The following is a 23,676-nucleotide window of genomic DNA, read 5'->3' as shown; positions in this document are numbered from 1 at the left end:
AGCGTTAAAATGCCACGAAGGATTGCGGAATGTCGCGGCTGTCACCAATGCGATAGCCGTTGTCATGGCTGCACAGCGTTTGGGCGAACTGGAAATCCGCTGGAAACTCCGCATACACGCGATATAGCACGTCGCCTTTGCGTACCGGCTGACCGAGCTTTTTCAGCAGATCGACGCCGGCGCGTTTGTCCATGGGGGCGCCGGCCATGCGGGCAATTTTCGCCAGTTGCAGATTGTCGATGTTGGTGACTACGCCGTCGGTTTCGGCGAGAGCCTCAAACGACAGCGAGCCCGGCGTCAGGTCGAGGTTGGCGTGCCGGCCCTGGGCATCGATGATGGCGTTCATTTTGGCCATGGCGCGACCGGAATCCAGAATGTCGCGGGCGATGGCATAGCCCTGACCTCCGCGCACATCAGGATCAAACTCAATGATTCGACCGGCCAGTTGCAGGGCTTTTTGCCGCAGATCGTGCGGTGCTTCCGGGGCGTTTTGCAGTACGGCCAGCACATCGCGCGCCTCCAGTACCGGGCCGATGCCATTGCCTATGGGTTGGCGGCCATCGGTGATCACTACCTCCAGATGAATATTGAGTTCGTCGCCGACGTATTCAAACAGTTTGCGCAGCGCCAGTGCCTGACGCATGTGACGCACTTTGGCCGTGGGACCAACGGGAATGTCGATCAGCAAGTGAGTGGAACCGGCGGCGAGTTTTTTGGACAAAATCGACGCCACCATTTGTCCCTGCGAATCTATGCCCAGGGGGCGTTCCACCGCAATCAGCATGTCATCGACAGGGGCCAGTTTGGCGGTGCCGCCCCAGGCCAGACAGCCGCGTTCACTGCGGATGATTTCATGCAGTCGTTCCGGTGCCAGATTGACATCCGCCAGCAGCTCCATGGTGTCGGCGGTGCCGGCGGGGGAGGTGATGGCGCGGCTGGAAGTTTTGGGAATCAACATGCCGTGGGCAGCGACGATGGGCACCACCAGCATGGAGGTACGATTGCCGGGAATGCCGCCGATGCAGTGTTTGTCGACCACCAGTGGCTCGTGCCAGTCCAGTTTTTCACCGGAGGCCAGCATGGCGCGGGTGAGGTAGAAAATTTCATCACGATCCAGACTGGTTTGGCCGGAGGCGACCAGAAACGCCGCCATTTCCATTTTTGAATAACGGCTGTCGGCAATGTCGCGAGTAATGCGCAGAAAGTCGTCCTGATTCAGGCGTTCGCCTTCGATTTTGCGCCGGACCGCATCCATAGATTCGGGCGGCTCGGCGTGGGCCACTCGTACTAGGCAACCGGGTTGAACGTCTAGCTGTTTGAATGCTTGCTGCGATAAACCTAACTCGCTGGGGCCGACGATGCTGGCGTCATCGACCACGTTTAGCACCGCCAGAATGCGTTTGCCGTCGGTGGTGATTTCAATCTTGGATAAAGCCTGAAAGCCCTCGGCGCGGTACAGCTCACACTCGCGATGCAGGTAGGCCACGTTTTCGTGGTAGGTGTCGATATCGATACGGCGTAGTGCCAAAAAGTCTTTGCTCATCCTTGGAGTTTACCCGATGTGGTTTAGGGAAAACAGTTGGCTGCTGGAATGTAAAAAACAATGTACAAAGCCAATTGCCGCACATTTGCGCAACCAATATGCCTAAATTCGTGGCCCGATAGTGGCGATAGCACTCGAGAGCCCGACTGGAGCCTTGATAATGGCGGATATGAAAGATTGCTCTGAGAATATGCGACAGCACCGAACGGCCCTGGTGGCGCGTGTTCTGGTGCGCGTTGGACTGATTGTTAGTCTGGTTGAGTTATTGATAATGTTGACATTTTCGGTCGCCAATTGGCAACTGAGCACCAATGTTGAAGCTCTGGTGGATTCGTTGGCGTTGCCGATTTTATCTTCACCGCTGATTTATTGCTGGGTGGTGCGGCCGTTCATGTTGCAGCGTGATCGGGCGATTGAGCAGGTCCAGCACATGGCCTACCACGATGAGCTGACGGGTTTGGGCAATCGCCGCTATCTGCAGGACGCGCTGCATCGAGCGGTGGCGGGATTTAGTCGTTACCACACTTATCATGCGGTAATCATGCTGGACATGGACGGATTCAAGCAGATTAATGATTTTCATGGGCATGAGGTCGGTGATGCGGTGCTGCGCGAAGTGGCGCGTCGGCTAAAGGCGGTCACTCGGGTGGAAGATGAAATTTGCCGTCTGGGGGGGGACGAGTTCGTTATTGTGATTCGCGCCGGCCAGGAAACCGCCGACAAGGCGTATGACAAGGTGGCGGTGGTGGCGCGCAAACTGCTGCAGATCATTGAACAGCCGTTCAGTATTGGTGATGTCACTTTGACCCTGGGGGCCAGCATCGGGGTGCGTCTGATCGATGGTAGTGAAGCCAATGTGCAAGCGCTGCTCAAAGATGTTGATCGCGCGATGTATACCGCCAAACAGCGCGGCAAGGGGCAGGTTGCCTATTTTGAACTCGACATCGAATCGTCGCTTGATGGCAAAGTGGCCCTGATGCGGTTGCGCGCATAAAATTTTATTGTTCCTTCCTCTCCTGAACTACGCCATTCGCCTTTGACCGGTGGATTTTCTGTCTTGATGATGAAGCAAAATGCAGTGTAAGGCTGATGTGCGCTGCAGATTTTTTCGCGGATAAAATCCAAAACAAGCATATTCTCATCGCATTAAATTGCCGATAGTGGTGATGATCTGAAAAAAACGTTGGCGTGGTAGAGACGTGATATCCAAAGAAGAATATGCCGCTGTTGCGATCGTGCTGACGGTGCTGGGCTTTGCGCCTTATCTCTGGCTGATTTTTGTTGGGGTGGTCAGGCCGCACATGTTTTCCTGGATTATTTGGGGATTGACGACGTTTCTGGTGTTTTTTGCGCAGTTGGCGGATGGGGCTGGTGCAGGCGCGTGGCCGATTGGGCTGTCAGGTGTGGTGTCATTGGGTATCGCCGTCTGGGCGTACCGCTACCGGGCTGACATTACGGTGACGCGGCTGGACTGGGCGTTTTTTATTGCGGCTCTGGCGGCATTGCCGCTGTGGTTTGTTGGCAATGATCCATTGTGGGCCGTGGTGGTGTTGACCACGGTGGATGTGTTGGGCCTGGGGCCAACCATGCGCAAGGCGTATGACGCGCCTTACTCCGAATCGCAATTGGTGTTCGTGGTATTCATGTTGCGCAATGCGGTGGCGATTGCCGCCCTGGAAAATTATTCACTGACCACGGTGCTGTTTCCAGCCGCACTGTTTGGTAGTGGCGTGGCGTTTATCGCACTGGTGGCGTATCGACGTTGGCAGTTGAAGCAAACCAGTGCTTGAAAAAAATGGTTGGAAGGTATCGGGCAACGCCCGCTTCTCCGGCAGCTTATTTCGCAGTGCATAGATATTGATGTTGTCCATTCTTGGTTGAAATAAATAAAAAATATGTATCTAGGTGGTAGTGCAGGAAATGTAATGCTCGAAGTTTGTTAAACATGTGTATAACATTGTCGTCACTGCGGGTAAGGTATTAGGAAGCAATGGTATGGCTGCACAGTGGGCGATGATGTTATTGGCTGGTTGGTCGTTGATCAGCTGTTCAGAGTCAACACTGACATCTGCTGCGATGGTTGTCACGGCCTTGGAAAAGGCCAATGAGGTGGATGGCTTAGGTGCGCCATCGGTGGAAGGTAGTGTAGTCACGGTGCACTACACCGCTTGGTTGTACGATCACTTTGCTGTTGATCATCGCGGTGAACAGGTGATGAATTCGCGGGATCTGAATCAACCGCTGGAATTTGTGTTGGGCAGTGGCAGGGTGATCTCCGGCTGGGAGCAAGGCATGCTGGGCATGCGAGCGGGAGGACGGCGAACATTGGTTGTGCCTGCGCATCTGGCGTATGGTGAACGCGGTGTTGCAGGCGTTATTCCGCCGAATTCCGCATTGGTGCTTGATGTGGAGCTGGTCCGGGTTCATTAACCAATATTCGTCCCATGCGCGTGGCATAGGACGATGCGCTCAGTTACTGGTTTGGTTCGCTGTCCGCGTTATGTAAATGCAGCGTGCGCGTGGGGAAGGCGATTTGTGCGCCGTGGCGTGCGATGATGTTACTGATCTGCAGCAGCACATCTTGCTTGATCTGATGGAACTGTTCCCAGTTGGTGGTGTGGGTGAACGTGTAGATGAAAAAATCCAGCGATGATGCGTTGTACTGATTGAAATTCACCATCAGTGTTTGGCTGCTGTCGATATCGGGATGGCTGCGCAACATGGCTTCGACATCGGCGAGAATCTTGGGCAGCACAGCAACGTCGTCATAGCGGACACCGATGGTTTCGTTAATGCGGCGATGCGTCATGCGCGACGGATTTTGCACCGCAATGCTGGTGAACACTGCATTGGGAACGTACAGCGGGCGTTTGTCAAAAGTGCGAATTGTCGTGAGCCGCCAGCCGATATTTTCCACCGTGCCTTCAATGTCTCGATCGGGTGAGCGTACCCAGTCACCAATCGCAAACGGGCGATCCAGATAAATCATCAGTCCGCCGAAAAAATTTGCCAGCAAATCACGCGCGGCAAAACCCACCACAATTCCGCCGATACCGCCAAAGGCCATCACGCCCGATACGCTGTAGCCCAGCGTTTGCAAAATCACCAGCACGGCGGTGATGATCACCGAAATGCGCAGCAGCTTGGCGATGGCATGGGCGGTGGTGCGATCCAGTGGTGTTTCTTTTTTCTGATTGAATTCGATGAGATTTTGCTCCGCCTGCATGATGAAGCGGAATAGGAACCACGCAAGGCAGGCAATCACGCCAATATCGCGCATGGTTTGTGACAAGCCCAGGATGTCGACGCCGGTTTCTACTTGAATGATGTCCAACGACAGACTCAGGCCCAACAGCCACACCAGCATGCCCAGCGGTCGAATGGCTGCACGTACTAGCGCGTCGTCCCAGGGATTGTTGGTGTTTTCCAGTTTTTTCAGGACGCGATTGAGCACGCGTCGGGTGATGAAATTCAGTGTCAGTGCCAGAAAAACCACGACAAAGACACTGCCGATCCAGTGCCAGTGGCCCTGCGGGCCGAGAAGAGAGCTAAGTTCGTTTTGCATGATATGTCGGTACTGAAGTCAATCAATTGTCAATGAGACAACGTAAGGCGACAGATTGCAAGGCTGCTGTTAATGACTGTGCATTGAGTGATCACCGTGCGCAGCTGGCGGAGCGGCGACCGGCTGCAGATGATGTTGATGATCGGTGCCGGGGCGATTGCCCAGAACCGCGCTGGTCAGCGTCCACAGACCAAAACTGATGATCAGCAGGGCGGCGATGCGTTTGTTGCGCTGTGATTGGCTGAAGCTGCGTAGTTGCTCGGCAAAATGACCGGTCAGCAGCATCGCCGGCAGGGTGCCCAGGCCAAAGCAGAACATGATCAGCGCCGCCTGATACGCATGCATGCTGGCGGCCGCCCAGACAGTGACGCTGTAAACCAGGCCGCATGGCAGCCAGCCCCACAGCGTGCCCAGCAACAGTGCCTGGGCCGGGTTGGAGACGGGCAGAAATTTTTTCCCCAGTGGCTGAATGAATTTCCATATGCGCTGCCCGGCTTGCTCAAGATGAGCGAGTCCCAGCCACCAGCGCGCCAAATACAAACCCATGGCCACCAGCATGGCGCCGGCAAACAGCCGCAAATAATAGCTGATTTCCTGCAGTTGATTGTGTGCCAGCCAGGTCATTGATCCCAATAATGCACCGATCAGGCTGTAGCTGAGCAGTCGTCCGCCGTTATACGCCAATAACAAGCGCACGCGCGGGCCAGTGTGCATTTGCTTTAGTGAAAAGCTGAACGCGCTGACGATGCCGCCACACATGCCGACGCAATGCAGGCTGCCGAACAGGCCCAGCACAAACGCGGCGGAATAGGTCAGTGTTTCGCTCAATGGACCTCCGGAAATAGGGGGATTGCCTTAGTTGAACTGCTTGAATTTTTCTAGTCGAGTCGACGACGATTGAGAGTATCATGCAGAGAATGGTCCGTGCCGATAAATGTTAATTTCTGGAGGCAGCTGATGTACGACGTGGACGATGAACAAAAAAAACGGGCCAAACAGCCGCACGAACTGTTTTTGATTAACCTTATTTTTAATCATGTATTAGTGTTTGTCGCCGCCTTGGGTTTAGCGCGATCCATGCCTTGGCTGCTGTTGGTGGTGCCGCTTATTTCTATCGGCATTTTGAGTTACACGCTGTGGCGGGCGAAGCGTTCGCTGGCAGTGGATTCCTGGTTTGTGATGTGTCACTGGCAATTGTGCGCAGTGCGCAGCCGCCGATTCTTGCTGGTGGTGTTTTTACTGTTGCTGGCATTTGCGTTAGGCTGGGTTGGATATCACTATTGGGGCTTGGAAAAAATTCCTACGTTGGCGATGATTTCGGGATTAGGTATTTTGCCGACCATGGTAACAGTGTTAGTGCTGGTGATTTTGGAATCCGATGCGTTGCACCAGGCGAGTAATGGCCGGTTGCCAGCATGGGTGACAGAGAAATTTCCAAACACAAATTGAGTGACTTGTTGGAGGAGTGGGTGTGACAAAAGCGCTGACGGCATTGGTGTTCTTGGTGGTGACTATCGTGGCCGGAGTGTATTGGTCGGCGAAAATGTCGGATGGTGATAAGGGAGAAGGGTTTTACCCATGGAATGTTCGTCAGGTGGATGGTACCACCGAAGTGTTTGGCTTGCGCTTGGGACAAAGCACCATGGAGCAGGGACTCAATAATTTTGAGTCATCGGCAGAAGTGAGTTTGTTTGTGCCCGAACATGGCGATTATGTGGTCGAAGCTTTTTTTGACGACGTGCAATTGCAAGGCTTGGGCGCCGTGGTGGTATTGGTCGCCGATCTGGATCAAGCCGCAATGCAGCAGATGTTTGCCCGTGGCGAACGTATTAGCACCTTGGGCAGTGGTTCGCGCAAAGTCAGTTTGACCGAGGCTGATTTGCAACTGGTGCGCAGTGCACGCATTGCCAGTATTACCTACCTGCCAAAAATTGATTTAAGTGCCGAACAGGTACTCAACCGTTTTGGTGAACCAGCGCAGCGTATTCAGGAAAACGACTCTGATGCTGTGCACTGGCTTTACCCGGCGAAAGGTTTGGATGTGGTGATCAGTGACGATGAAAAAGAAGTGCTGCAGTACTTGCCGCCCAGCAGGTTCGCCGAGTTCTCGCTAAAATTAATGCAGCACGGTGCCGACGTGGTGGACTAATCCGCGTCTGGCCAGCGGCGTTTGTCTTCGCTGGTTGTGGTTTTTTTAGTTTTATCGGGAAACGGCAACAGCGGATCATCTTCGTCCATCAAAATGCGATTGGCGTCGCCGTCCATATCGTCGTACTGGCCCTTGCGTACTGCCCAGAAGAACAGCACCACCATGAACAATCCCAGAAACAACATGCCAGGAATGAGTCCGTAAATTACTTCCATGTTTTTCCCCCTTGTTGCGCTGCCGCGAAATAACGGCGAATGCGCGCTGAATTAGTGATTACCGCCAGCGAACTGATGGGCATGACAATCGCCGCCAGCAGCGGCGTGACCATGGCCATCATGGCCAGCGGCACCATAATACTATTGTAGGTCAGAGAAATGCGCAGATTCTGCCGAATGGTTTTGAGTGTGCGGTCGGCCAGTTGTTTTGCCAGCCAGACGCCGTGCAGTTCGTTGCGCATTAGCACGATTTGCGCGCTGTCGATCGACACATCGGTGCCTGAGCCAATGGCAATGCCAACATCGGCGCGCATCAGCGCCGGCGCATCGTTGATGCCGTCACCGACCATGGCAACACGTTCGCCCCGCTGCTGGCATTGGCGAATGACCTGTTCTTTGGCCTCGGGAAGGACTTCAGCAATCACCTCCATGCCGCCCAGTTGCTGCGCAATCGCCTGGGCAACCGGCAGACGATCGCCGGTGAGCAGCGTCATGCGAATGCCGTGTTGACGCAAGGTGTCCACCAATGGTCGCGCATCGGCGCGCAATTGATCAGCCAAGCCAAATACAGCGACGATGCGTTGCTCCATCGCCAGATACACGCAGCTAATGCCTTGCGACTCCCACTGATCCACGGTGGCGCGGGCATGTTCAGGCAGTATTGCCGAGCGTGTTTTTAACCACTGCAAATTGCCCAGCACCATCGGTTGACCGTTGATCAAGCCGGACACGCCTTGGCCAGGGTGATTGCAAAAACTGTTGCTATCGAGCTGCCAGACAGACAGATTGTTGGCGCTGCTGCGAGCGAAGGCTTTGGCGATACTGTGTTCGGAACGGCTTTCCAGTGCGGCGGCCATGGCCAGCGCATCTTCGCGGCTGATGCCATCCACCCACACATCGTGAACGCTCATCTGGCCTTCGGTAAGCGTGCCGGTTTTATCAAAAATAATGTGCTGAATGTTGGACAGGGATTCGAGCACGTCGCTGCTTTTGATCAACACGCCCAGGCGCGCACCAACGTCTGAGGCAACGGCCATGGACATTGGCGTCGCCAGCCCCAGTGCGCAGGGACAGGTGATGATCAGCACAGCGGTGGCGGTGATCAGTGCGTGTTCCAATCCCGTGTGCAGCCAAAGGAAAAAAGTGATGCTGGCCAGACTCAACGTGGCCAGGATAAACCATGGCACAATGCGATCGGTGAGGCATTGGATGGCTGCCTTGGATTGCTGTGCATCTTCGACCAGGCGAATAATGCGTCCCAGTGCGGTGTCCTTGAGTGTCGCATTCACTCGCAACAAAAGCGTGCTGTGCAGATTGATGGTGCCTGCGGAAACATTGTCACCCACACCCTTGTGAATCGGCAGTGATTCACCACTGAGCATGGCTTCGTCAATCGCGCTTTGACCTTCGATAATTTCGCCATCGACAGGAATTTTGTCGCCGGCTTTAACGACGACGGTATCGCCAACTTTTACTGCACGTATCGGTAATGTGACTTCCTGACTATCACGCAGCACAATTGCACCGCGCGGCTGCAAATCAAGCAGGCGTTGGCTGGAAATCACCGCGTGACGTTTGGCGGTTGCTTCCAGATAGCGTCCCACCAGAATCACAAATAAAAAATTAACCACAGTATCAAAATAGACTTCGCCAGCCGTACTCTGGCTGACCGTAATGTACACCGAATAAGCGTAGGTGGCGCTGGCACCGATGGCTATCGGTAAGTCCATGCTGAGGTGCAAATGGCGCAGCCCCAGCACTGCTCCCTTGAGAAACGGATAGCCGGAATAAAATAGCGTGAGCGTTGCGAGTGCCAGCCCTACCCAGTGAAACAGAGAACGGAATTCACCCTGATCGGCGCCGCTGTAAAGGGCGATAGACACCCACATCAAATTCATCATCGCAAAACCGGCAAATGCCATGCGTAATAGCAGTGCACGATGCTGTTTTTTGCTGGAGGCTTCGGCCATTTCCGGTTGGTACGGAGCAGCGGTGTAGCCAATGCTTGCCAGCTTGGCCATGATTTTCGAGAGGTGAATGGCGTCGTTATCCCATTCAACCAATACGCGACGTGCAGACAAATTCACTCGGGCCTGGATAATGCCCGGTACGCTGGCCAGGGTGCGCTCAATCAGCCATACACAGGCGGCACAATGAATGCCTTCCACCAGCAAATGAATGTGGCGATTGCGACCAAGACTGTCGACAAACTCTGCCTGAACATCATCCAGATCATACAGCGCCAGGTTTTCAGTGGACGTGGTTGGTGGGGTAAGAGTCGCATCTTGCGGCATGCGCTCATAAAAACCTTCGAGACCCGCATCGAACACCGCGCTGCACACCGTTGCGCACGAGGGACAGCAAAAGCGCCGTGATTCTCCGGCGATAACGCGCTCCCAGTTGTCCTTGGCGCTGAGTGACTGGCCGCAATGAAAGCAGCGTGTCTGTACGGGCGAGATCGGCATTGCCGGACCGTTCATTTACGGTGCTACGGTAATCCGCTGTTCGTAGTCGTAGTTATCGCTGTCTCGCTGTATGTGCAGCCGCAAGTCCCACACGCCTTTCAGCGGGAAGTTGACCGTGGCGGCAAATAAACCGGGAGTGACTTCATCCATAGTGACGGAAAAATCGGCATCAGCATCGGACGGGCGGAACGCAGTGAGTTTGACGCTGGCCTGATGCAATGGTACGCCGCGTACATCCACCAGTGACAGATGAATATCCGATGGCGCATTAATGCGCATTGTTTCGGGGAGATTGAGTTGAACGTGCCAGCGCAATGCGTCGCGAGCAGTCATCATCTTGATGGCATTCTCTTCGTACTTACGACCGGTTTCGTAATAATCTTCATCCACCAAGCCAGGGCTGCTAACAAAGGCCAGAACGATCATTACGATGTTAATCAGCACAACGCTGCCCAGACCAATGGCCCAGCCAATCACCCACGGATTGTTCTTTCCATGCGGGCTGTCTTGTGAAATGTTGAGCTCAGATAATTTGTTTTTCAGTGAAAACACGGTGAGACTCCTTGGTTAGAATTATTGTCCCCTGGTCATGGGCGCGATAAACATGCTTTGGTATTCATCATGGATGCTTGGGTCGTCAACACCCGTGGCGATAAACGTCACTGCGGTGGATTCTGCTGTTGCCGTGTTAGCAGCTATGCGCAGGAAAACCACATTGGCCAGTAATGAATAGGGTTGCACAGTTAGCGGCTGATCAGCGTCAACCAGCTGAAGCTGTTCTGGTCCCCGTACCGCCAGTGAAATACGCATCGGCTGATCAGTTTTGTTGAGAATCTTCAATTCGTATTTGTTCTGAATGCTGCCATCGCTACGGACAACATACAGCGGCTGGCGCTCATGCAGAACTTTTAATTCCAGCGATCCCAAATGTGTCAAGCCGTAAATGATGCCGGCGATGGAAAGCAACATGATACTGAAATATATCAGGACGCGCGGGCGTTTGATCAGTGGGATGGCCGCCTTGCCATTGATTTCATCCAGTGATGCGTAGCGAATCAAACCGCGAGGGCGTTGGATTTTATCCATGACCGAATCGCAGGCATCCAGGCATAGCGCGCAAGTAATACAGCCTTCTTGCTGGCCATTGCGAATGTCGATTCCGGTGGGACAAACGCCGACGCAAAGATTACAGTCGATGCAATCGCCTTTGGCGCTGTTTTCAGTTGTGCGCTTGAGCTTTCCGCGAGGTTCGCCGCGACGAAAGTCGTAAGTGGGCAAAATGGTTTCGGCATCGTACATCACGCCCTGGATGCGAGCGTAAGGGCATAGCCAGAAACACACTTGTTCGCGCATAAACCCAGCGAATAAGTATGTGGCGAAAGTGAACGTGGACAGCGATATCCAGACGCTGATGTGGACATTGAGGGCGAACAGATTGGGCCAAAGCTGATATGCATCGGTAAACCAGGCGCAAAAGCTAATGCCTGTAATCAGTCCAATCAGAATCCACAGCGTATGTTTGATCAATTTGACGCGGACTTTGTGCGCATCCCAGGTAGCCTTATCCAAACGCTGGCGCTGGGCAGGTGATCCTTCCAGTTTGGTTTCGATCAGGGTAAAAATGTCGGTCCAAATGGTTTGAAAGCAAAAATAACCACAAAACACCCGGCCAGCAACCGAAGTGACTGCGGCCAGAAGAATGGCGAAAAAAAGCAGCACCAGTGCAAGTAACCAAACGTCTTGCGGCAAAATGGTGATGTCGAAGATGTGAAATTTTCGCCCAGGAATGTCTAGCAATACGGCTTGTTGGCCATTCCAACGCAAATAGGGACCAAGAAAAAATACCAGCCAAACGCTGGAGGTGATCCATTTGATGCGCCGGTATTTTCCCGGCATGCGCTTGGCGTGAATGGTTTCGCCGCCGGTGTTGACGTGCCAGTGGCCCGATTCGGCGTAGAGGTGATCAATGGAATCCGGTTGATCGGAGTTGGTTTTATTAGTCATGCCGTTCTGCTTGTTGAGTATGGACGAGAGCGTTAAACGCTCTCGTCCACCTCTGGCATTTAAGTGCTGCCAGCGTTATTTTCCACCACCAAGTTTATGCACGAACACTGACAGCTTTTTGATGTCAGTCTCGCTGAGACGACCGGCAAACGACGGCATGGTCGCACCGCGTGTTTGCTTGTCGCTGCTGTCATTTACGCCATGAGTGATGGTGTACGCCACACTTTCCAGCGTGCCTGGTGAAAAGCGCCAAATGCCATCGGCCAAATTAGCCGATCCCATAGCGGTGATGCCTTTGGCATCCATGCCATGACAGGCAAAGCAGCCTTGCTCAGTAAAAATGGCTTGACCGGCTTCGTGAGTTTTTCCTTGGCTTAAACCCAGAACATAATTTGAAACGTCCTGAATTTGTTGCGCGTTCAACTTGCTGCCAAACTCCGGCATTGAACTGGCGCGACCATCGGTGATGCTGGCTTGAATGTCGGCGACGGTTCCGCCATACAACCAGTCATCATCGGCGAGCACAGGAAAGCCTAGATTGCCCGCACCGTTGGTGCCGTGACAGCCAGAGCAGTTATCGCCGAACAGTACTTTTGCGGCACGCACTGTATAGTTGGACAGCTCGCTATCAGCAAGGATTTCCTCAGTCGACATGGTCGCAATTTTTTGCTCGAATGGTGCACGAATCTGCTCAATTTCCTGCAGGTCTTGCTTGTACTCCTTAATCGAAGTCCAGCCCAGCAGCCCCGTCGTATGGCTGCTGATCAATGGCCAAGTCGGATAGAGCAGCGAATACACCAGCACGAAAATCCACGAGGCATGCAGGCCAATCATCCACCAGCGCGGTGGTGGGTTCACCAATTCGCGCAAATTACTGTCCCAGATATGGCCAGTGTTGTTTTCGTTTTTAAACGGATTGTCTTTGTGATCGCTCATTGTTGATTCCCCGAATTATGAAAATCATCCTCGGTTGGCAGATGGCGCCGCGCTTCCAGACGTTCTTTATTTGCTGGTGAGAAAACATACCAATACAGCGCAATCATCATGAAAAAAACGATAATGGTCATGGCCAGCCCCAGCCAGTCATGAAAGGTCATCGCCGCCCAGTCGGTGTGAAAATATTCACGCAACATCTCATTCACGATAATCTCTCCCTTCCTGGAATTTAACCATGGTTCCCAGCACCTGCAGATAAGCGATCATGGCGTCCATTTCGCTCTTGCCGCTGACGGTGCCGGCAGCTTGTGCAATGTCACTGTCGTTGTAAGGTACGCCGAGTTTCTTCATTGCGCTCATGGTGTCAGCAACGCGTTGACCATCGACCATGTTGGTTTCCAGCCATGGATAATTAGGCATGACTGATTCGGGTACTAATGCACGTGGAGCAATCAAATGCTTGCGATGCCATTCATCTGAATATTTGCCGCCCACGCGTGCCAGATCTGGTCCAGTACGCTTGGAGCCCCACTGGAAGGGGTGGTCGTACATGGATTCAGACGCAAGCGAGTAATGACCATAACGCTCTTTCTCATCACGGAATGGGCGAATCATTTGTGAGTGGCACAAATAGCAACCTTCACGGATGTAGATTTCACGGCCGGCGAGTTCCAATCCTGTGTAGGGACGAACACCGTCACCCGCTTTCCAGTCTTGCAGAGATTGATTCTCGCCACGTTTCCAAACCACTTCCGGATGATTGTTGTGCTCCATGGTGTCATCCAGATAAAACAGCGGAACGATCTCGACCAAGCCACCGACGGAGAGCAGTACCATCAGCATGGCCACTAAGCCGACGACGCTGCGTTCAAGTTTGTCTTGTAATTTTGTTGAATGAATTTTGTTAGCCATTGTAGTTAACTCCTCATCCGACTAAGCGCGTGCAGCCGCAGGGCTGGTCTGGCGATTTGCCACGGCCATGCGAATGGTCATGACGACGTTGTAGAGCATGATGGCGCCACCCAACCAATAAATCATGCCGCCAATAGCGCGCATGGCGTAATACGGATGCATGGCCGCAACGGATTCAGCAAAGGTATAAGTGAGCGTGCCGAAGCTATCGTAATCACGCCACATCAAGCCTTGCATAATGCCTGATACCCACATGGCGGTGATGTAGATAACGGTGCCGATGGTAGCCATCCAGAAATGGGTATTGACCAGCTTGGCCGAGTACATTTCGGTGTTCCACAACTTCATCACCAGGTGATACAGCGCACCTGCGGCGACCATGGCGACCCAGCCCAATGCACCGGAGTGAACGTGGCCTATGGTCCAGTCGGTGTAGTGTGACAAGGCGTTCACGGTTTTGACCGACATCACCGGACCTTCAAAGGTCGACATGGCGTAAAACGCCAGCGACACAATCATGAAACGCAACACGTAGTCAGTGCGCAGTTTGTCCCATGCACCACTGAGCGTCATCATGCCGTTGATTGCGCCACCCCAGGACGGGATGATCATCGCCAGCGAAATAGCTGCGCCCAGTGATCCTGTCCAGTCAGGCAGTGCGGTGTATTGCAAGTGATGCGCGCCCAGCCACACGTAACCGAACATCAGCGACCAGAAGTGCAAAACCGACAAGCGGTAAGAATAAATCGGCCGATCCGCCTGCTTGGGAACGAAGTAGTACATGATGCCCAGGAAGCCGGCGGTCAAATAAAATCCCACCGCGTTATGGCCCCACCACCACTGAATCATCGCATCCTGTACGCCGGAAAACACCGAGTAGGATTTGAACAAACTGACCGGAATCGCCAGGCTGTTGACCACGTGCAGATAAGTGATCATCACCATCATGCCGAGGAAGAACCAGTTGGAGACATAGATGTGTTCGGATTTTCGGTTGGCGATGGTCATCACGAAGTTGATGGTGAATGACAGCCAGACGACGGCGATCAAAATATCAATCGGCCATTCCAGTTCTGCGTATTCCTTGCCTGAGGTTAAGCCCAGTGGCAGGGTGATGACGGCTGCGACGATGATGATGTTCCAGCCCCAAAAGGTGAACCAGGCGAGTTTGTCGCTCCACAGCTTGACACCGCAAGTGCGCTGCACACTGTAAAACGCCGTTGCCATCAATGCGCAGCCGCCGAATGCAAAAATAACCGCATTGGTATGCAGTGGGCGAAGTCGACCAAAGGTCAATTCGGCGATGTCAAAATTCAGGACAGGCCAGGCAAGTTGAGAGGCGATGTGAACGCCAAGCAGTGTGCCTACCACCAAGTAAATTGTCGCGGCGACGGTAAACCATTTAACCACGTCAAAGTTGTATTTTTCGCTGACTTCGCTCACTGTCAATTACCCCCTGTAATAGGAAAGTTGGTTAATTCGACAAAAACTTACTCCGTCAAATGATGTAATGATCATCTTCAATGGTTTTTGTTTTATCGTCCTGTTACGGCCTGCCTACGTTGAAGTTTAGTATGGAAAAAATTGTTATTGTTAATGAATGGCTCCGATGGAGGCGTTGCAGGCCCATATATTGAGTTTAGCCAGTACTATTTCGTGGTAGTGCAGATGTTGTTGGTTAAATGGGTTGAAAAAGTAGGGTTTAAAAAAAATTGTGCTAATGCGCCGGGTTGTCCGAAATAATTTGCTACTGATACGCTTGCACAAAGTCGGGTTTGTTTTCTATACCTAAAACGGTGCTTGTGGAGCAGTGCTGTCTGCAGTTGACGACGTTGTGAGGAAAACATCTTTTACTTTAAGAGGAAATCTTATGTTTAATCCAAAGGTGAGTGTATTGGTTTTTGCAGTATTGATGGTTGGTCCAGTGTCGATGGCGTTTGCTACGGATGGCAAGGGTGTCTACGAGAAGAGTTGTAATATGTGCCATGGTGCTGGCATTGCGGGCGCGCCAAAGTTTGGTGATAAGGCCGCGTGGCAAGCGCGATTGGCCAAGGGCGTTGCCGTGCTGGAGCAGAGTGCGATCAATGGTATTGGCGCCATGCCTGCCAAGGGTGGAAACAAAAAACTCAGTGATGACGAAGTAAAAGCCGCAGTTGCCCATATGGTGAGTGCAGCGAAATAATGGTTGTACTGCAGCGTCTAGATGTAGGCGCTGCAGTTTTTTGGTGGATGTCAGTCGGAATAACTCAATGAAACGATGGGTGTGGATATTGTGTTTGCTGTCCGGGCTGGTGCAGGCGGATGATCAGTGCGGTGTGGCAGATGACCGCTTTGATGTTCGCAACGATGGTACGATTTTAGACAAAAAGACCAAGCTGCAATGGATGCAGTGTTCCTTGGGGATGCAGTGGCAGCAGGGCGAATGCACTGGACGCGCATTGCGTTATGACTGGTCGCGTGTGCAGGACGAAGTTGGAGTAATAAATTCGTCGCGAGGGTTTGCCAATGCGACGGGTTGGCGTTTGCCAACACAGGTTGAATTGGAATCGTTGATCGACAAGCGTTGCTATGATCCGACCGTGAATAGTCAGTATTTTTCGCGCACGGTGTCGGCCGGTTATTGGACTTCGACCGGCTATCCTGGCTATAACGGCGGGATGATGCTGGTGTATTTTCTACATGGCCAGTCGTATCTGGCCAATAAAGAGCGCGACTGGTTCGTGCGACTGGTGCGCTAGGCCGCTCAGTCGCATTCCTGTTGTTGTGCTTGCAGTTCCCACATGCGTTTGTATTCGCCATCTTTGTTCAGCAAATCGCGGTGCGAGCCGGCTTCTACAATTCGCCCATCCTGCATGACCATGATTTGATCCGCATCGGTAATGGTGGACAAGCGATGGGCGATTACCAGCGTGGTGTGGCGCTGGGCGATTTCCTTGAGCGCAGCCAGGATGAGTTTTTCCGAATGGCTGTCCAGCGCCGACGTGGCCTCATCAAAAATCAGAATTTTTGGTTGCTTCAAAATCGCACGGGCAATGGCAACGCGCTGTTTTTCACCGCCAGATAATTTCAAACCGCGTTCGCCAACAATGGTGTCGTAGCCGTCAGGCAGTTTTTTGATGAAGGCATCAATGTGCGCCATTTGCGCGGCATGTTCGATTTCTTCGCGGCTGGCATCGGGGCGTGCGTAGGCGATGTTGTAGTAAATGGTGTCGTTGAACAACACCGTGTCCTGCGGCACGATGCCGATGGCTGCGCGCAGGCTGGCCTGGGTCACATCACGAATGTCCTGGTCGTCAATTTTGATGCTGCCCTGATTGGCTTCATAAAAACGGAACAGCAAACGCGCCAGAGTGGACTTGCCAGAACCACTGGGGCCGACCACTGCAATTTTTTGTCCGGGCAGTACGCTGAAACTGACGTTGTGCAAAATGCTTCGTTCGGTTTGGTAGGAAAAATCCACGTTGCTGAATTCCACTTTGCCACCGCTGAGCGCGATCGGTTTGGCATGGGGGCTGTCCTGGATTTCCTGGTTTTTATCCAGCAGGGAAAACATTTGCTCCATGTCCGCCAGTGAATTTTTGATTTCGCGGTAAACAAAACCGAGGAACCCCAGCGGCATGTACAGTTGCAGCAAGAACGCGTTGACCAGCACCAGATCGCCCATGGTCATCGTGCCATCAACCACACCTTGTGCGGCGAGAAACATCAGTGCCGTCATGCCGATGGCGATGATGGTGCCCTGGCCGGCGTTGAGTATCGACAATGAAGTTTGGCTTTGCAGTGCCGCGCCTTCCCAGGTGGCCATGTTGCCGTCGTAACGGCGCGCTTCAAATTCTTCGTTGTTAAAATATTTGACCGTTTCGTAATTGAGCAAGCTGTCGATGGCGCGGGTGTTGGCTTTGGAATCGGCGTCGTTCATCTGTCGGCGATAACGCATGCGCCATTCGGTAATCCACAGCGTGAACGCGATGTAGCTGGCGATGGTGCCCAGCGTGATGATGGCGAAAATCGGATCGTATTTGACCAGCAGAATGCCGGTGACCATCAGAATTTCTGCCAGCGTCGGCAGAATGTTGAACAGCATGAAACTGAGCAGAAAACTGATGCCACGTGTGCCGCGTTCGATGTCGCGTGAGACGCCGCCGGTTTGGCGTTCCAGATGAAACCGCAGCGATAGCGAATGCAGATGACGGAAAACCTTAAGCGCGACCCGGCGAATGGCGCGTTGAGTTACTTTGGAAAAAATCACATCACGCAATTCGCCAAACAGGGCGCTGGCAAATCGCAGCAGACCATAGGCCAGCAGCAGCGACACCGGCAAAACGATCAGCGTTTGCTGGGTGCTGTCCAGAGAATCGACAATGTCCTTGAGGATCAGCGGAACCCAAACGGTAGCCACCTTGGCCACGGCCAGACACAGCAGCGCCAGCAGCACGCGGGTTTTGAATTCCCACAGGTAGGGCAGCAGACTCTTGATGGTGCCCAGGTCGCCTGGACGTTGGGTGGCAGAACGTGGGGTGCCATGACCGTGCATTTTGGGGGTTCCTAGCGTATTCCAGTGGACTTTATTGTATAATGCGCGGCTTGTTTTGGTCGCCGCCCGCATGACGCTCTATTTTGTTGATATTATAACGGAAATGCGTTGGCTGCAGAGGATATCGGTGGCGGCCGCGCAGACTTTATCAAACAGTGAAATGCGCGATTTGTGCGCAATTTGGCAACATACGGGGTGGAGGTTCGCAACAGGGCCCGCCGCCGGGGTGAAGAGGAAAGAGGTTAATTTACATGCGTAGCCATTACTGTGGCCAAATTACTGAAGCCCTGACCGGTCAGGAAGTGGAAATTGCTGGTTGGGTACACCGTCGCCGCGATCACGGCGGGGTGATTTTTCTGGACATGCGCGACCGTGAAGGCCTGGTTCAAGTGGTTGTTGACCCAAATGTGCCGCAGGTGTTCGCCGAAGCAGAAACCGTGCGCAGCGAGTACGTCTTGCGCATCAAGGGCACTGTCCGCCCTCGTCCACAAGGCACGACCAACGACAATCTGCGTACCGGCAAAATTGAAATCATGGGCAGCGCGCTGGAAATCCTCAACCGCGCCGCGACACCGCCGTTCCAGATCGATGACGACGAAGTCTCCGAAGAAAACCGCCTGCGCTACCGTTACATCGACCTGCGCCGTCCTGCGATGTTCAACCGCCTGAAAATGCGTTCCGAAGTGACGCGCTACGTGCGCAACTATCTGGACAACAACGGCTTCATGGACGTGGAAACGCCCATGCTGACCAAGGCCACCCCCGAAGGTGCGCGTGACTATCTGGTGCCCAGCCGTACCCATCAGGGTTCGTTCTTCGCCCTGCCGCAGTCACCACAGATTTTCAAACAGTTGCTGATGATGGCCGGCGTTGATCGCTACTACCAGATCGTGCGCTGCTTCCGCGACGAAGACCTGCGCGCCGATCGTCAGCCTGAATTTACCCAGTTGGACATCGAGACCTCGTTCCTCAGCGAAGAACAGATCATGACCATGATGGAAGGCATGATGCGCGACGTGTTCAAACACGTGCTCAATATTGACCTGCCCAATCCGTTCCCGCGCATGACCTATGCCGAGGCCATGAGCCGTTACGCGTCCGACAAGCCGGACCTGCGTATTCCGCTGGAACTGGTCGACCTGAAAGACGTGATGTCCAAGGTTGAGTTCAAAGTATTCTCCGGCCCGGCCAACGATCCCAAAGGTCGTGTGGCGGCGCTGCGTCTGCCCAATGGCGGCGAGCTGTCACGCAAGGAAATCGACGACTACACCAAGTTTGTCGGTATCTACGGCGCCAAGGGGCTGGCCTACATCAAGGTCAACGACATCGCTGCTGGTGCAGAAGGTTTGCAGTCGCCGATTCTCAAGTTCCTGCCTGACGACGTGGTTCGCGCCATTCTGGAGCGCACCGGTGCGGAAAATGGCGATTTGATTTTCTTCGGTGCCGACAAGGCCACCATCGTCAACGAAGCCCTGGGCGCGCTGCGCGTCAAACTGGGTCATGATCGTGGTATGGTGGAAAAACAATGGCGTCCACTGTGGGTGGTTGATTTCCCCATGTTCGAGTGGGACGAAAAGAACAACCGCTGGCAGTCGCTGCACCATCCGTTTACCTCGCCAAAAGAGGCTGATCTGGACAAATTGGCGACCGATCCCGGCAATTGCACTTCACGCGCCTACGACATGGTGCTCAACGGCACCGAGATTGGTGGCGGCTCCATGCGCATATACCGTGAACACGTTCAAGAAACGGTATTCAAGGCGCTGGGCATCAGTGACGAAGAAGCACGGGATAAGTTTGGCTTCCTGCTGGACGCGCTGAAGTACGGCTGCCCGCCGCACGGTGGTTTGGCGTTTGGCGTGGATCGTCTGGTGATGTTGATGGCCGGGGCGAATTCCATCCGCGAAGTGATGGCCTTCCCCAAAACCCAGACGGCGGCATGTTTGCTGACCCAGGCACCTTCAGCGGTGTCGTTCGAGCAGTTGCGTGACGTGGGTATTCGGTTGGCAACACCACCCAAAGTGGAAAGCTAAACCGGGCTGCACTGGCCAATCCTGAAAAAGCCGGTGATAGCCGGCTTTTTTATTGGACAGCGGTTGCGGTCCTCCGGTAGTGTCTTGGACACCTTGAAATAGACAAGTAGTAGCCCGAAATAGGTTTTGGGCGATGTACGGGAGTTAAGTTATGGGCGCAGAAGCAGTTGCCATTCAACCATTTTTTGCCATGAAGGATGACGAGTGTCACGCACGGATTCGGGCGGCGAAAGAAAAGCTGGGCAAACGTCTGGTGATTCTGGGGCATCATTATCAGCGCCAGGAAGTCTTTCAATACGCGGACTACACCGGCGACTCGCTCAAACTGTCGCGCATGGCGGCGCAATCAGACGCTGAATTTATCGTGTTCTGCGGCGTGCATTTCATGGCCGAAGTGGCCGACATTCTTTCCGGTCCGAATCAGGTTGCCATACTGCCGGATCTGGCGGCGGGCTGCTCCATGGCCGACATGGCCAATCTGGCCAATGTTGAACGCGCCTGGGCAGAGCTGAACGTCATGCTCGACGGCCAGGCCGAATCCAGCATCACCCCGGTGACCTACATCAATTCCGCTGCCGATTTAAAAGCTTTCTGCGGTCGTCACGAAGGCGTGGTGTGTACCTCCACCAATGCGCGTCACGTGCTGGAATGGTCGTTTAGCCGTCGCGAAAAAATTCTGTTTTTCCCCGATCAACATCTGGGCCGCAACACAGCGTTCAAGATGGGCATTCCGCTGGAACAAATGGTGGTGTGGGATTTCAATCTGCCCAATGGCGGCCTGACGGTTGAGCAGGTACGCAATGCCAAAATGATTTTGTGGAAAGGTTTTTGTTCGGTGCACCAGATGTTCCGCCCCGAACACATCGATAACTTCCGCGCCAAATATCCCGAAGGTAAAGTGATTTCCCATCCGGAAAATGCGTTCGAGGTTTGCCAGAAATCCGATTTCGTTGGCTCCACCGAATACATCATCAACGTCATCAAAGACAGCGAGCCGGGCTCACGCTGGCTGGTGGGCACCGAATTGAATCTGGTCAATCGTCTGGCCGAACAAGGCAAGGCGCAAGACAAAAAAGTTCACTTCATGGCACCCACCGTCTGCATGTGTTCCACCATGTTCCGCATCGATCCACAACACCTGGCGTGGACGCTGGAAAATCTGCTGGAAGGCAAAGTGGTCAACCAAATCAAAGTCGCCCCCGAAGAAGCCGCCCTGGCGAAAAAAGCTCTGGACACCATGCTGGCGATTTCGCCGTAATAAATGGCGAAGTGTTGCGGATGAAAAACTAAACCGGCCTGTGGGCCGGTTTTTTTATGAGCTGGGAAGGATGCAGTTCATGGTTAAACTTTGAAAACGTTAAATGTCATGTTGGTTGTGTCTGATTGTGGTTGGTGTGACGTTAGCGTTATGCCTTACTTGCAGCTTGCTTTGCGGTACTGCGCAATATTTCTGTGATTTCGACACTATATGATTTATACGATTTTTCTCGTCCCGTGGTCTGGGCCGAAAGATGCTCGGGGTCTTTTCGCCATTTTTCAATATCATGTTCATTTTTCCAATAAGAAACGGATATTTCCAGCGCACCTTCAGTTGCACTGGTGAACCCAATGCAGCCATATTTGCCTTCAGCCAGTTCTCGCATCCGCTTGGCCGTAGCAAAATACTCCTCATCGAGTTCATTTATCTCAGCCTTAAATATTACTGCCAGCATGGAACACTACCTCACGCATAATGTTTGAACTTGCTGGCTTGCGCGGTTCTTCACGCGGAACCGGTGGCATGATGGGTTAGTCATCTGCTGCACTCAGTGCTTTGCCGTGTCGCAAATAGTGATTGATCCGTGACTCCCAGTCCTGCATGAACTGACGATAAAAGTCTTCAGTGAAAGAGGCGACAAACTTGTCACCCTCAGGCCCGAGGCTAGTGTGTGAGTAAGTGATGTCGGCCTCGCTTCCATTGCCGGCAGCGCGAAGCTGAATTGTCAGTCTGCATGCGGTGACCTCAGGTGTGATCTTGAGCATCTCGACGAAACCAGTGCTAGGCTCGTGGCGAGTGATATACCACACCGCATTGATGGGTTCGGACGATGTGGTAAAGACACAATCAGTCTCCGCGACACCTGATGACGAAATGACTAATGGCGGGTTCCAGCCTTCGATCCAGTCGGCCTCACGGACAGGGCAGAGCAAAGGAAATACTGTGGCCGGCTCTGAAACAAGCCGTTGAGTAAACGTTCGTGTGGCGCGAATTGGTTTGATGATCTTCATATGCGTATAGGGTTGTTGAGTTGGCTAGCGCCGCAAATCACCGGTTGTAGCAATGTGAGGCTTGCGCTATTCATAGCACAAACGAATGTTGCGGAAATTTGTCCGCGTGAATTTGCCTTGTTATGCGCTTTAGTTTGCGTTGTATCCGAATTCACCTCTAGAAAGAAGAGCTTCTTTCCAATAGCTTTCACGGGCTAATATTTCTGCGTCATCTGTTTTCATTGGGCGATACTCTAGCAACGAAAATCTAAAATTTTGACGAGCATACTCCATGCCTCGCTTTTTTATAAGTTTAGTAAGCTCATCATTATGCCCATGGCCGTTACCCATGTAGCATGACCAACGTGACCATATTCCAGCGCCACCATAGGCTGAACCAACATATTTTTTTCCGTTGTGTTTATCCATAATTAGATACACGCCTTTTACATTTTCTAGGGCCGCTTTCCAGTCCGGCTTGGCAGATAAAAATATGGCTTCTAATACATGGAAATCATGGTTGATATGTTCGTAACCACAGAATGCCTCACCGGTATATTCTTCCTTTAGTATTTCTGATACCTCATATTCATCAACGTAATTTTCTAAACGCCTTGACTTGGCACGACCGGACCTGGCCCATCTGATTTTCAGCCTACCTATGAAAGGGCTGAATTGGTCTGTTAACTCGACTTCATAACCTTTGTCTCTAGTTACATTTAGTCTTTTAGTTACTTCATACACACCACCAAATAGCCAGACATTTGGTTCGTGATAGAAATCAATTAAGCTGAATATATACCTACGGTTAAAGTCATCGTTTTCTCCCCGCCAAGAATTCCAACCTTTCCATCTTTCTTTATCTGAGACAAATATATCCAATGGCTGATTGCTACCATTCCAATTGGCCAAATGAACTTTATATTCACTTGGATTTTCGAAAGTTAAAATTTCAGATAATTTAATACTCATAACCTTCTTTTACGCATAACGCTCTGCATCAGCAGGCCGCAGTTTGGCTGATCCTCCCCCGATAAAATGGACACACCCATTCTCAAGCGTACCGCTTCTCA

General features: G+C 52.8%; 24 protein-coding genes. 9 read left to right on the top strand and 15 right to left on the bottom strand.

The genetic code is table 11. The annotated features are described in order from the left end of the window. Nucleotides 1-4: 4 nt before the first annotated feature. On the bottom strand, nucleotides 5-1,543 hold the full coding sequence (locus OEW58_10260; protein MDH5301733.1) for a thymidine phosphorylase family protein: 1,539 nt from the start codon (nucleotides 1,541-1,543) through the stop codon (nucleotides 5-7). A gap of 160 nt (nucleotides 1,544-1,703) precedes the next feature. Between OEW58_10260 and OEW58_10255 the strand changes: the two genes are divergently transcribed. The 3 genes from OEW58_10255 to OEW58_10245 all read left to right on the top strand — a co-directional run bounded on the left by OEW58_10255 (nucleotide 1,704) and on the right by OEW58_10245 (nucleotide 3,973). Beyond that, a complete protein-coding gene (locus OEW58_10255) occupies nucleotides 1,704-2,537 on the top strand; it encodes a GGDEF domain-containing protein (protein ID MDH5301732.1) in 834 nt (277 codons plus the stop codon). Between the two features lie 205 nt (nucleotides 2,538-2,742). Continuing rightward, a complete protein-coding gene (locus OEW58_10250; GenBank protein ID MDH5301731.1) occupies nucleotides 2,743-3,333 on the top strand; it encodes a hypothetical protein in 591 nt (196 codons plus the stop codon). A gap of 205 nt (nucleotides 3,334-3,538) precedes the next feature. Next, a complete protein-coding gene (locus OEW58_10245; protein MDH5301730.1) occupies nucleotides 3,539-3,973 on the top strand; it encodes an FKBP-type peptidyl-prolyl cis-trans isomerase in 435 nt (144 codons plus the stop codon). Nucleotides 3,974-4,016: 43 nt separating this feature from the next. Here OEW58_10245 and OEW58_10240 read toward each other — a convergent pair whose 3' ends face one another. Further along, nucleotides 4,017-5,108 (bottom strand): mechanosensitive ion channel family protein, encoded by a 1,092-nt coding sequence (locus OEW58_10240; protein ID MDH5301729.1) that lies wholly within the window; start codon nucleotides 5,106-5,108, stop codon nucleotides 4,017-4,019. A gap of 69 nt (nucleotides 5,109-5,177) precedes the next feature. Then, on the bottom strand, nucleotides 5,178-5,936 hold the full coding sequence (locus tag OEW58_10235; GenBank protein ID MDH5301728.1) for a sulfite exporter TauE/SafE family protein: 759 nt from the start codon (nucleotides 5,934-5,936) through the stop codon (nucleotides 5,178-5,180). A 129-nt stretch (nucleotides 5,937-6,065) separates the two neighbouring features. Between OEW58_10235 and OEW58_10230 the strand changes: the two genes are divergently transcribed. Both OEW58_10230 and OEW58_10225 read left to right on the top strand, forming a co-directional pair. After that, complete coding sequence (locus OEW58_10230; GenBank protein ID MDH5301727.1) at nucleotides 6,066-6,557, top strand: hypothetical protein; 492 nt, start codon at nucleotides 6,066-6,068, stop codon at nucleotides 6,555-6,557. 22 nt (nucleotides 6,558-6,579) lie between these two features. Continuing rightward, on the top strand, nucleotides 6,580-7,257 hold the full coding sequence (locus OEW58_10225; GenBank protein ID MDH5301726.1) for a hypothetical protein: 678 nt from the start codon (nucleotides 6,580-6,582) through the stop codon (nucleotides 7,255-7,257). Here OEW58_10225 and ccoS read toward each other — a convergent pair. The 8 genes from ccoS to ccoN all read right to left on the bottom strand — a co-directional run bounded on the left by ccoS (nucleotide 7,254) and on the right by ccoN (nucleotide 15,232). Continuing rightward, nucleotides 7,254-7,472 carry a cbb3-type cytochrome oxidase assembly protein CcoS gene (ccoS, locus tag OEW58_10220; GenBank protein MDH5301725.1) on the bottom strand — a complete coding sequence of 73 codons (219 nt, stop codon included), beginning with the start codon at nucleotides 7,470-7,472 and terminating at the stop codon, nucleotides 7,254-7,256. The two genes, OEW58_10225 and ccoS, sit on opposite strands and share 4 nt — an antisense overlap. Continuing rightward, nucleotides 7,463-9,952 (bottom strand): heavy metal translocating P-type ATPase, encoded by a 2,490-nt coding sequence (locus OEW58_10215; GenBank protein ID MDH5301724.1) that lies wholly within the window; start codon nucleotides 9,950-9,952, stop codon nucleotides 7,463-7,465. The genes ccoS and OEW58_10215 overlap by 10 nt, the downstream gene beginning before the upstream one ends. Then, nucleotides 9,953-10,489, bottom strand: a complete 537-nt coding sequence (locus OEW58_10210) for a FixH family protein (protein ID MDH5301723.1) — start codon at nucleotides 10,487-10,489, stop codon at nucleotides 9,953-9,955. Nucleotides 10,490-10,510: 21 nt separating this feature from the next. Further along, nucleotides 10,511-11,941: a cytochrome c oxidase accessory protein CcoG gene (gene ccoG, locus OEW58_10205; GenBank protein MDH5301722.1), complete on the bottom strand. Its 1,431-nt coding sequence runs from the start codon at nucleotides 11,939-11,941 to the stop codon at nucleotides 10,511-10,513. A 75-nt stretch (nucleotides 11,942-12,016) separates the two neighbouring features. Beyond that, nucleotides 12,017-12,877 carry a cytochrome-c oxidase, cbb3-type subunit III gene (gene ccoP / locus OEW58_10200; protein MDH5301721.1) on the bottom strand — a complete coding sequence of 287 codons (861 nt, stop codon included), beginning with the start codon at nucleotides 12,875-12,877 and terminating at the stop codon, nucleotides 12,017-12,019. Continuing rightward, the gene (locus OEW58_10195) at nucleotides 12,874-13,074 is read right to left on the bottom strand and encodes a cbb3-type cytochrome c oxidase subunit 3 (protein MDH5301720.1); all 201 of its coding nucleotides are present in this window, start codon (nucleotides 13,072-13,074) and stop codon (nucleotides 12,874-12,876) included. The genes ccoP and OEW58_10195 overlap by 4 nt, the downstream gene beginning before the upstream one ends. A 1-nt stretch (nucleotide 13,075) precedes the next feature. Continuing rightward, nucleotides 13,076-13,789, bottom strand: a complete 714-nt coding sequence (gene ccoO / locus OEW58_10190) for a cytochrome-c oxidase, cbb3-type subunit II (protein MDH5301719.1) — start codon at nucleotides 13,787-13,789, stop codon at nucleotides 13,076-13,078. Between the two features lie 21 nt (nucleotides 13,790-13,810). After that, entirely contained in the window at nucleotides 13,811-15,232 is a 1,422-nt protein-coding gene (ccoN, locus tag OEW58_10185) for a cytochrome-c oxidase, cbb3-type subunit I (protein MDH5301718.1), read from the bottom strand. A gap of 427 nt (nucleotides 15,233-15,659) precedes the next feature. Here ccoN and OEW58_10180 point away from each other — a divergent pair, with 427 nt between their 5' ends. After that, a complete protein-coding gene (locus tag OEW58_10180) occupies nucleotides 15,660-15,971 on the top strand; it encodes a c-type cytochrome (protein MDH5301717.1) in 312 nt (103 codons plus the stop codon). Between the two features lie 67 nt (nucleotides 15,972-16,038). Then, on the top strand, nucleotides 16,039-16,527 hold the full coding sequence (locus tag OEW58_10175) for a DUF1566 domain-containing protein (GenBank protein MDH5301716.1): 489 nt from the start codon (nucleotides 16,039-16,041) through the stop codon (nucleotides 16,525-16,527). Nucleotides 16,528-16,532: 5 nt separating this feature from the next. On the opposite strand, the gene OEW58_10170 is transcribed toward OEW58_10175, so the two are convergent. Then, on the bottom strand, nucleotides 16,533-18,323 hold the full coding sequence (locus OEW58_10170) for an ABC transporter ATP-binding protein/permease (GenBank protein ID MDH5301715.1): 1,791 nt from the start codon (nucleotides 18,321-18,323) through the stop codon (nucleotides 16,533-16,535). A gap of 251 nt (nucleotides 18,324-18,574) precedes the next feature. Here OEW58_10170 and aspS point away from each other — a divergent pair, with 251 nt between their 5' ends. Further along, nucleotides 18,575-20,356 (top strand): aspartate--tRNA ligase, encoded by a 1,782-nt coding sequence (gene aspS / locus OEW58_10165; protein MDH5301714.1) that lies wholly within the window; start codon nucleotides 18,575-18,577, stop codon nucleotides 20,354-20,356. Nucleotides 20,357-20,507: 151 nt separating this feature from the next. Next, a complete protein-coding gene (gene nadA / locus OEW58_10160; protein ID MDH5301713.1) occupies nucleotides 20,508-21,614 on the top strand; it encodes a quinolinate synthase NadA in 1,107 nt (368 codons plus the stop codon). A 148-nt stretch (nucleotides 21,615-21,762) separates the two neighbouring features. Here the strand turns inward: nadA and OEW58_10155 are convergent, their stop codons facing one another. From OEW58_10155 to OEW58_10145, 3 genes are all read right to left on the bottom strand, one after another. Then, complete coding sequence (locus tag OEW58_10155) at nucleotides 21,763-22,068, bottom strand: antibiotic biosynthesis monooxygenase (protein MDH5301712.1); 306 nt, start codon at nucleotides 22,066-22,068, stop codon at nucleotides 21,763-21,765. Nucleotides 22,069-22,144: 76 nt separating this feature from the next. Continuing rightward, entirely contained in the window at nucleotides 22,145-22,624 is a 480-nt protein-coding gene (locus OEW58_10150) for a hypothetical protein (protein MDH5301711.1), read from the bottom strand. Nucleotides 22,625-22,753: 129 nt separating this feature from the next. Next, nucleotides 22,754-23,575, bottom strand: a complete 822-nt coding sequence (locus tag OEW58_10145; protein MDH5301710.1) for a GIY-YIG nuclease family protein — start codon at nucleotides 23,573-23,575, stop codon at nucleotides 22,754-22,756. Nucleotides 23,576-23,676: the final 101 nt, after the last annotated feature.

The sequence above is a fragment of the Gammaproteobacteria bacterium genome (genome assembly GCA_029884425.1).
Classification (GTDB): Bacteria; Pseudomonadota; Gammaproteobacteria; order S012-40; family S012-40; genus JAOUHV01.
The sequence above is the reverse complement of the archived record's forward strand: the minus strand, read 5'-3'. Positions and strand labels throughout refer to the sequence as shown.

Coding starts and splice junctions, on each gene's coding strand:
- OEW58_10260 (MDH5301733.1), bottom strand. CDS start 1,543: ATGAGCAAAGACTTTTTGGCACTACGCCGTATCGATATCGACACCTAC.
- OEW58_10255 (MDH5301732.1), top strand. CDS start 1,704: ATGGCGGATATGAAAGATTGCTCTGAGAATATGCGACAGCACCGAACG.
- OEW58_10245 (MDH5301730.1), top strand. CDS start 3,539: ATGGCTGCACAGTGGGCGATGATGTTATTGGCTGGTTGGTCGTTGATC.
- OEW58_10240 (MDH5301729.1), bottom strand. CDS start 5,108: ATGCAAAACGAACTTAGCTCTCTTCTCGGCCCGCAGGGCCACTGGCAC.
- OEW58_10230 (MDH5301727.1), top strand. CDS start 6,066: ATGTACGACGTGGACGATGAACAAAAAAAACGGGCCAAACAGCCGCAC.
- ccoS (MDH5301725.1), bottom strand. CDS start 7,472: ATGGAAGTAATTTACGGACTCATTCCTGGCATGTTGTTTCTGGGATTG.
- OEW58_10215 (MDH5301724.1), bottom strand. CDS start 9,952: ATGAACGGTCCGGCAATGCCGATCTCGCCCGTACAGACACGCTGCTTT.
- ccoG (MDH5301722.1), bottom strand. CDS start 11,941: ATGACTAATAAAACCAACTCCGATCAACCGGATTCCATTGATCACCTC.
- ccoP (MDH5301721.1), bottom strand. CDS start 12,877: ATGAGCGATCACAAAGACAATCCGTTTAAAAACGAAAACAACACTGGC.
- OEW58_10195 (MDH5301720.1), bottom strand. CDS start 13,074: ATGTTGCGTGAATATTTTCACACCGACTGGGCGGCGATGACCTTTCAT.
- ccoO (MDH5301719.1), bottom strand. CDS start 13,789: ATGGCTAACAAAATTCATTCAACAAAATTACAAGACAAACTTGAACGC.
- OEW58_10180 (MDH5301717.1), top strand. CDS start 15,660: ATGTTTAATCCAAAGGTGAGTGTATTGGTTTTTGCAGTATTGATGGTT.
- OEW58_10175 (MDH5301716.1), top strand. CDS start 16,039: ATGAAACGATGGGTGTGGATATTGTGTTTGCTGTCCGGGCTGGTGCAG.
- OEW58_10170 (MDH5301715.1), bottom strand. CDS start 18,323: ATGCACGGTCATGGCACCCCACGTTCTGCCACCCAACGTCCAGGCGAC.
- aspS (MDH5301714.1), top strand. CDS start 18,575: ATGCGTAGCCATTACTGTGGCCAAATTACTGAAGCCCTGACCGGTCAG.
- nadA (MDH5301713.1), top strand. CDS start 20,508: ATGGGCGCAGAAGCAGTTGCCATTCAACCATTTTTTGCCATGAAGGAT.
- OEW58_10155 (MDH5301712.1), bottom strand. CDS start 22,068: ATGCTGGCAGTAATATTTAAGGCTGAGATAAATGAACTCGATGAGGAG.
- OEW58_10150 (MDH5301711.1), bottom strand. CDS start 22,624: ATGAAGATCATCAAACCAATTCGCGCCACACGAACGTTTACTCAACGG.
- OEW58_10145 (MDH5301710.1), bottom strand. CDS start 23,575: ATGAGTATTAAATTATCTGAAATTTTAACTTTCGAAAATCCAAGTGAA.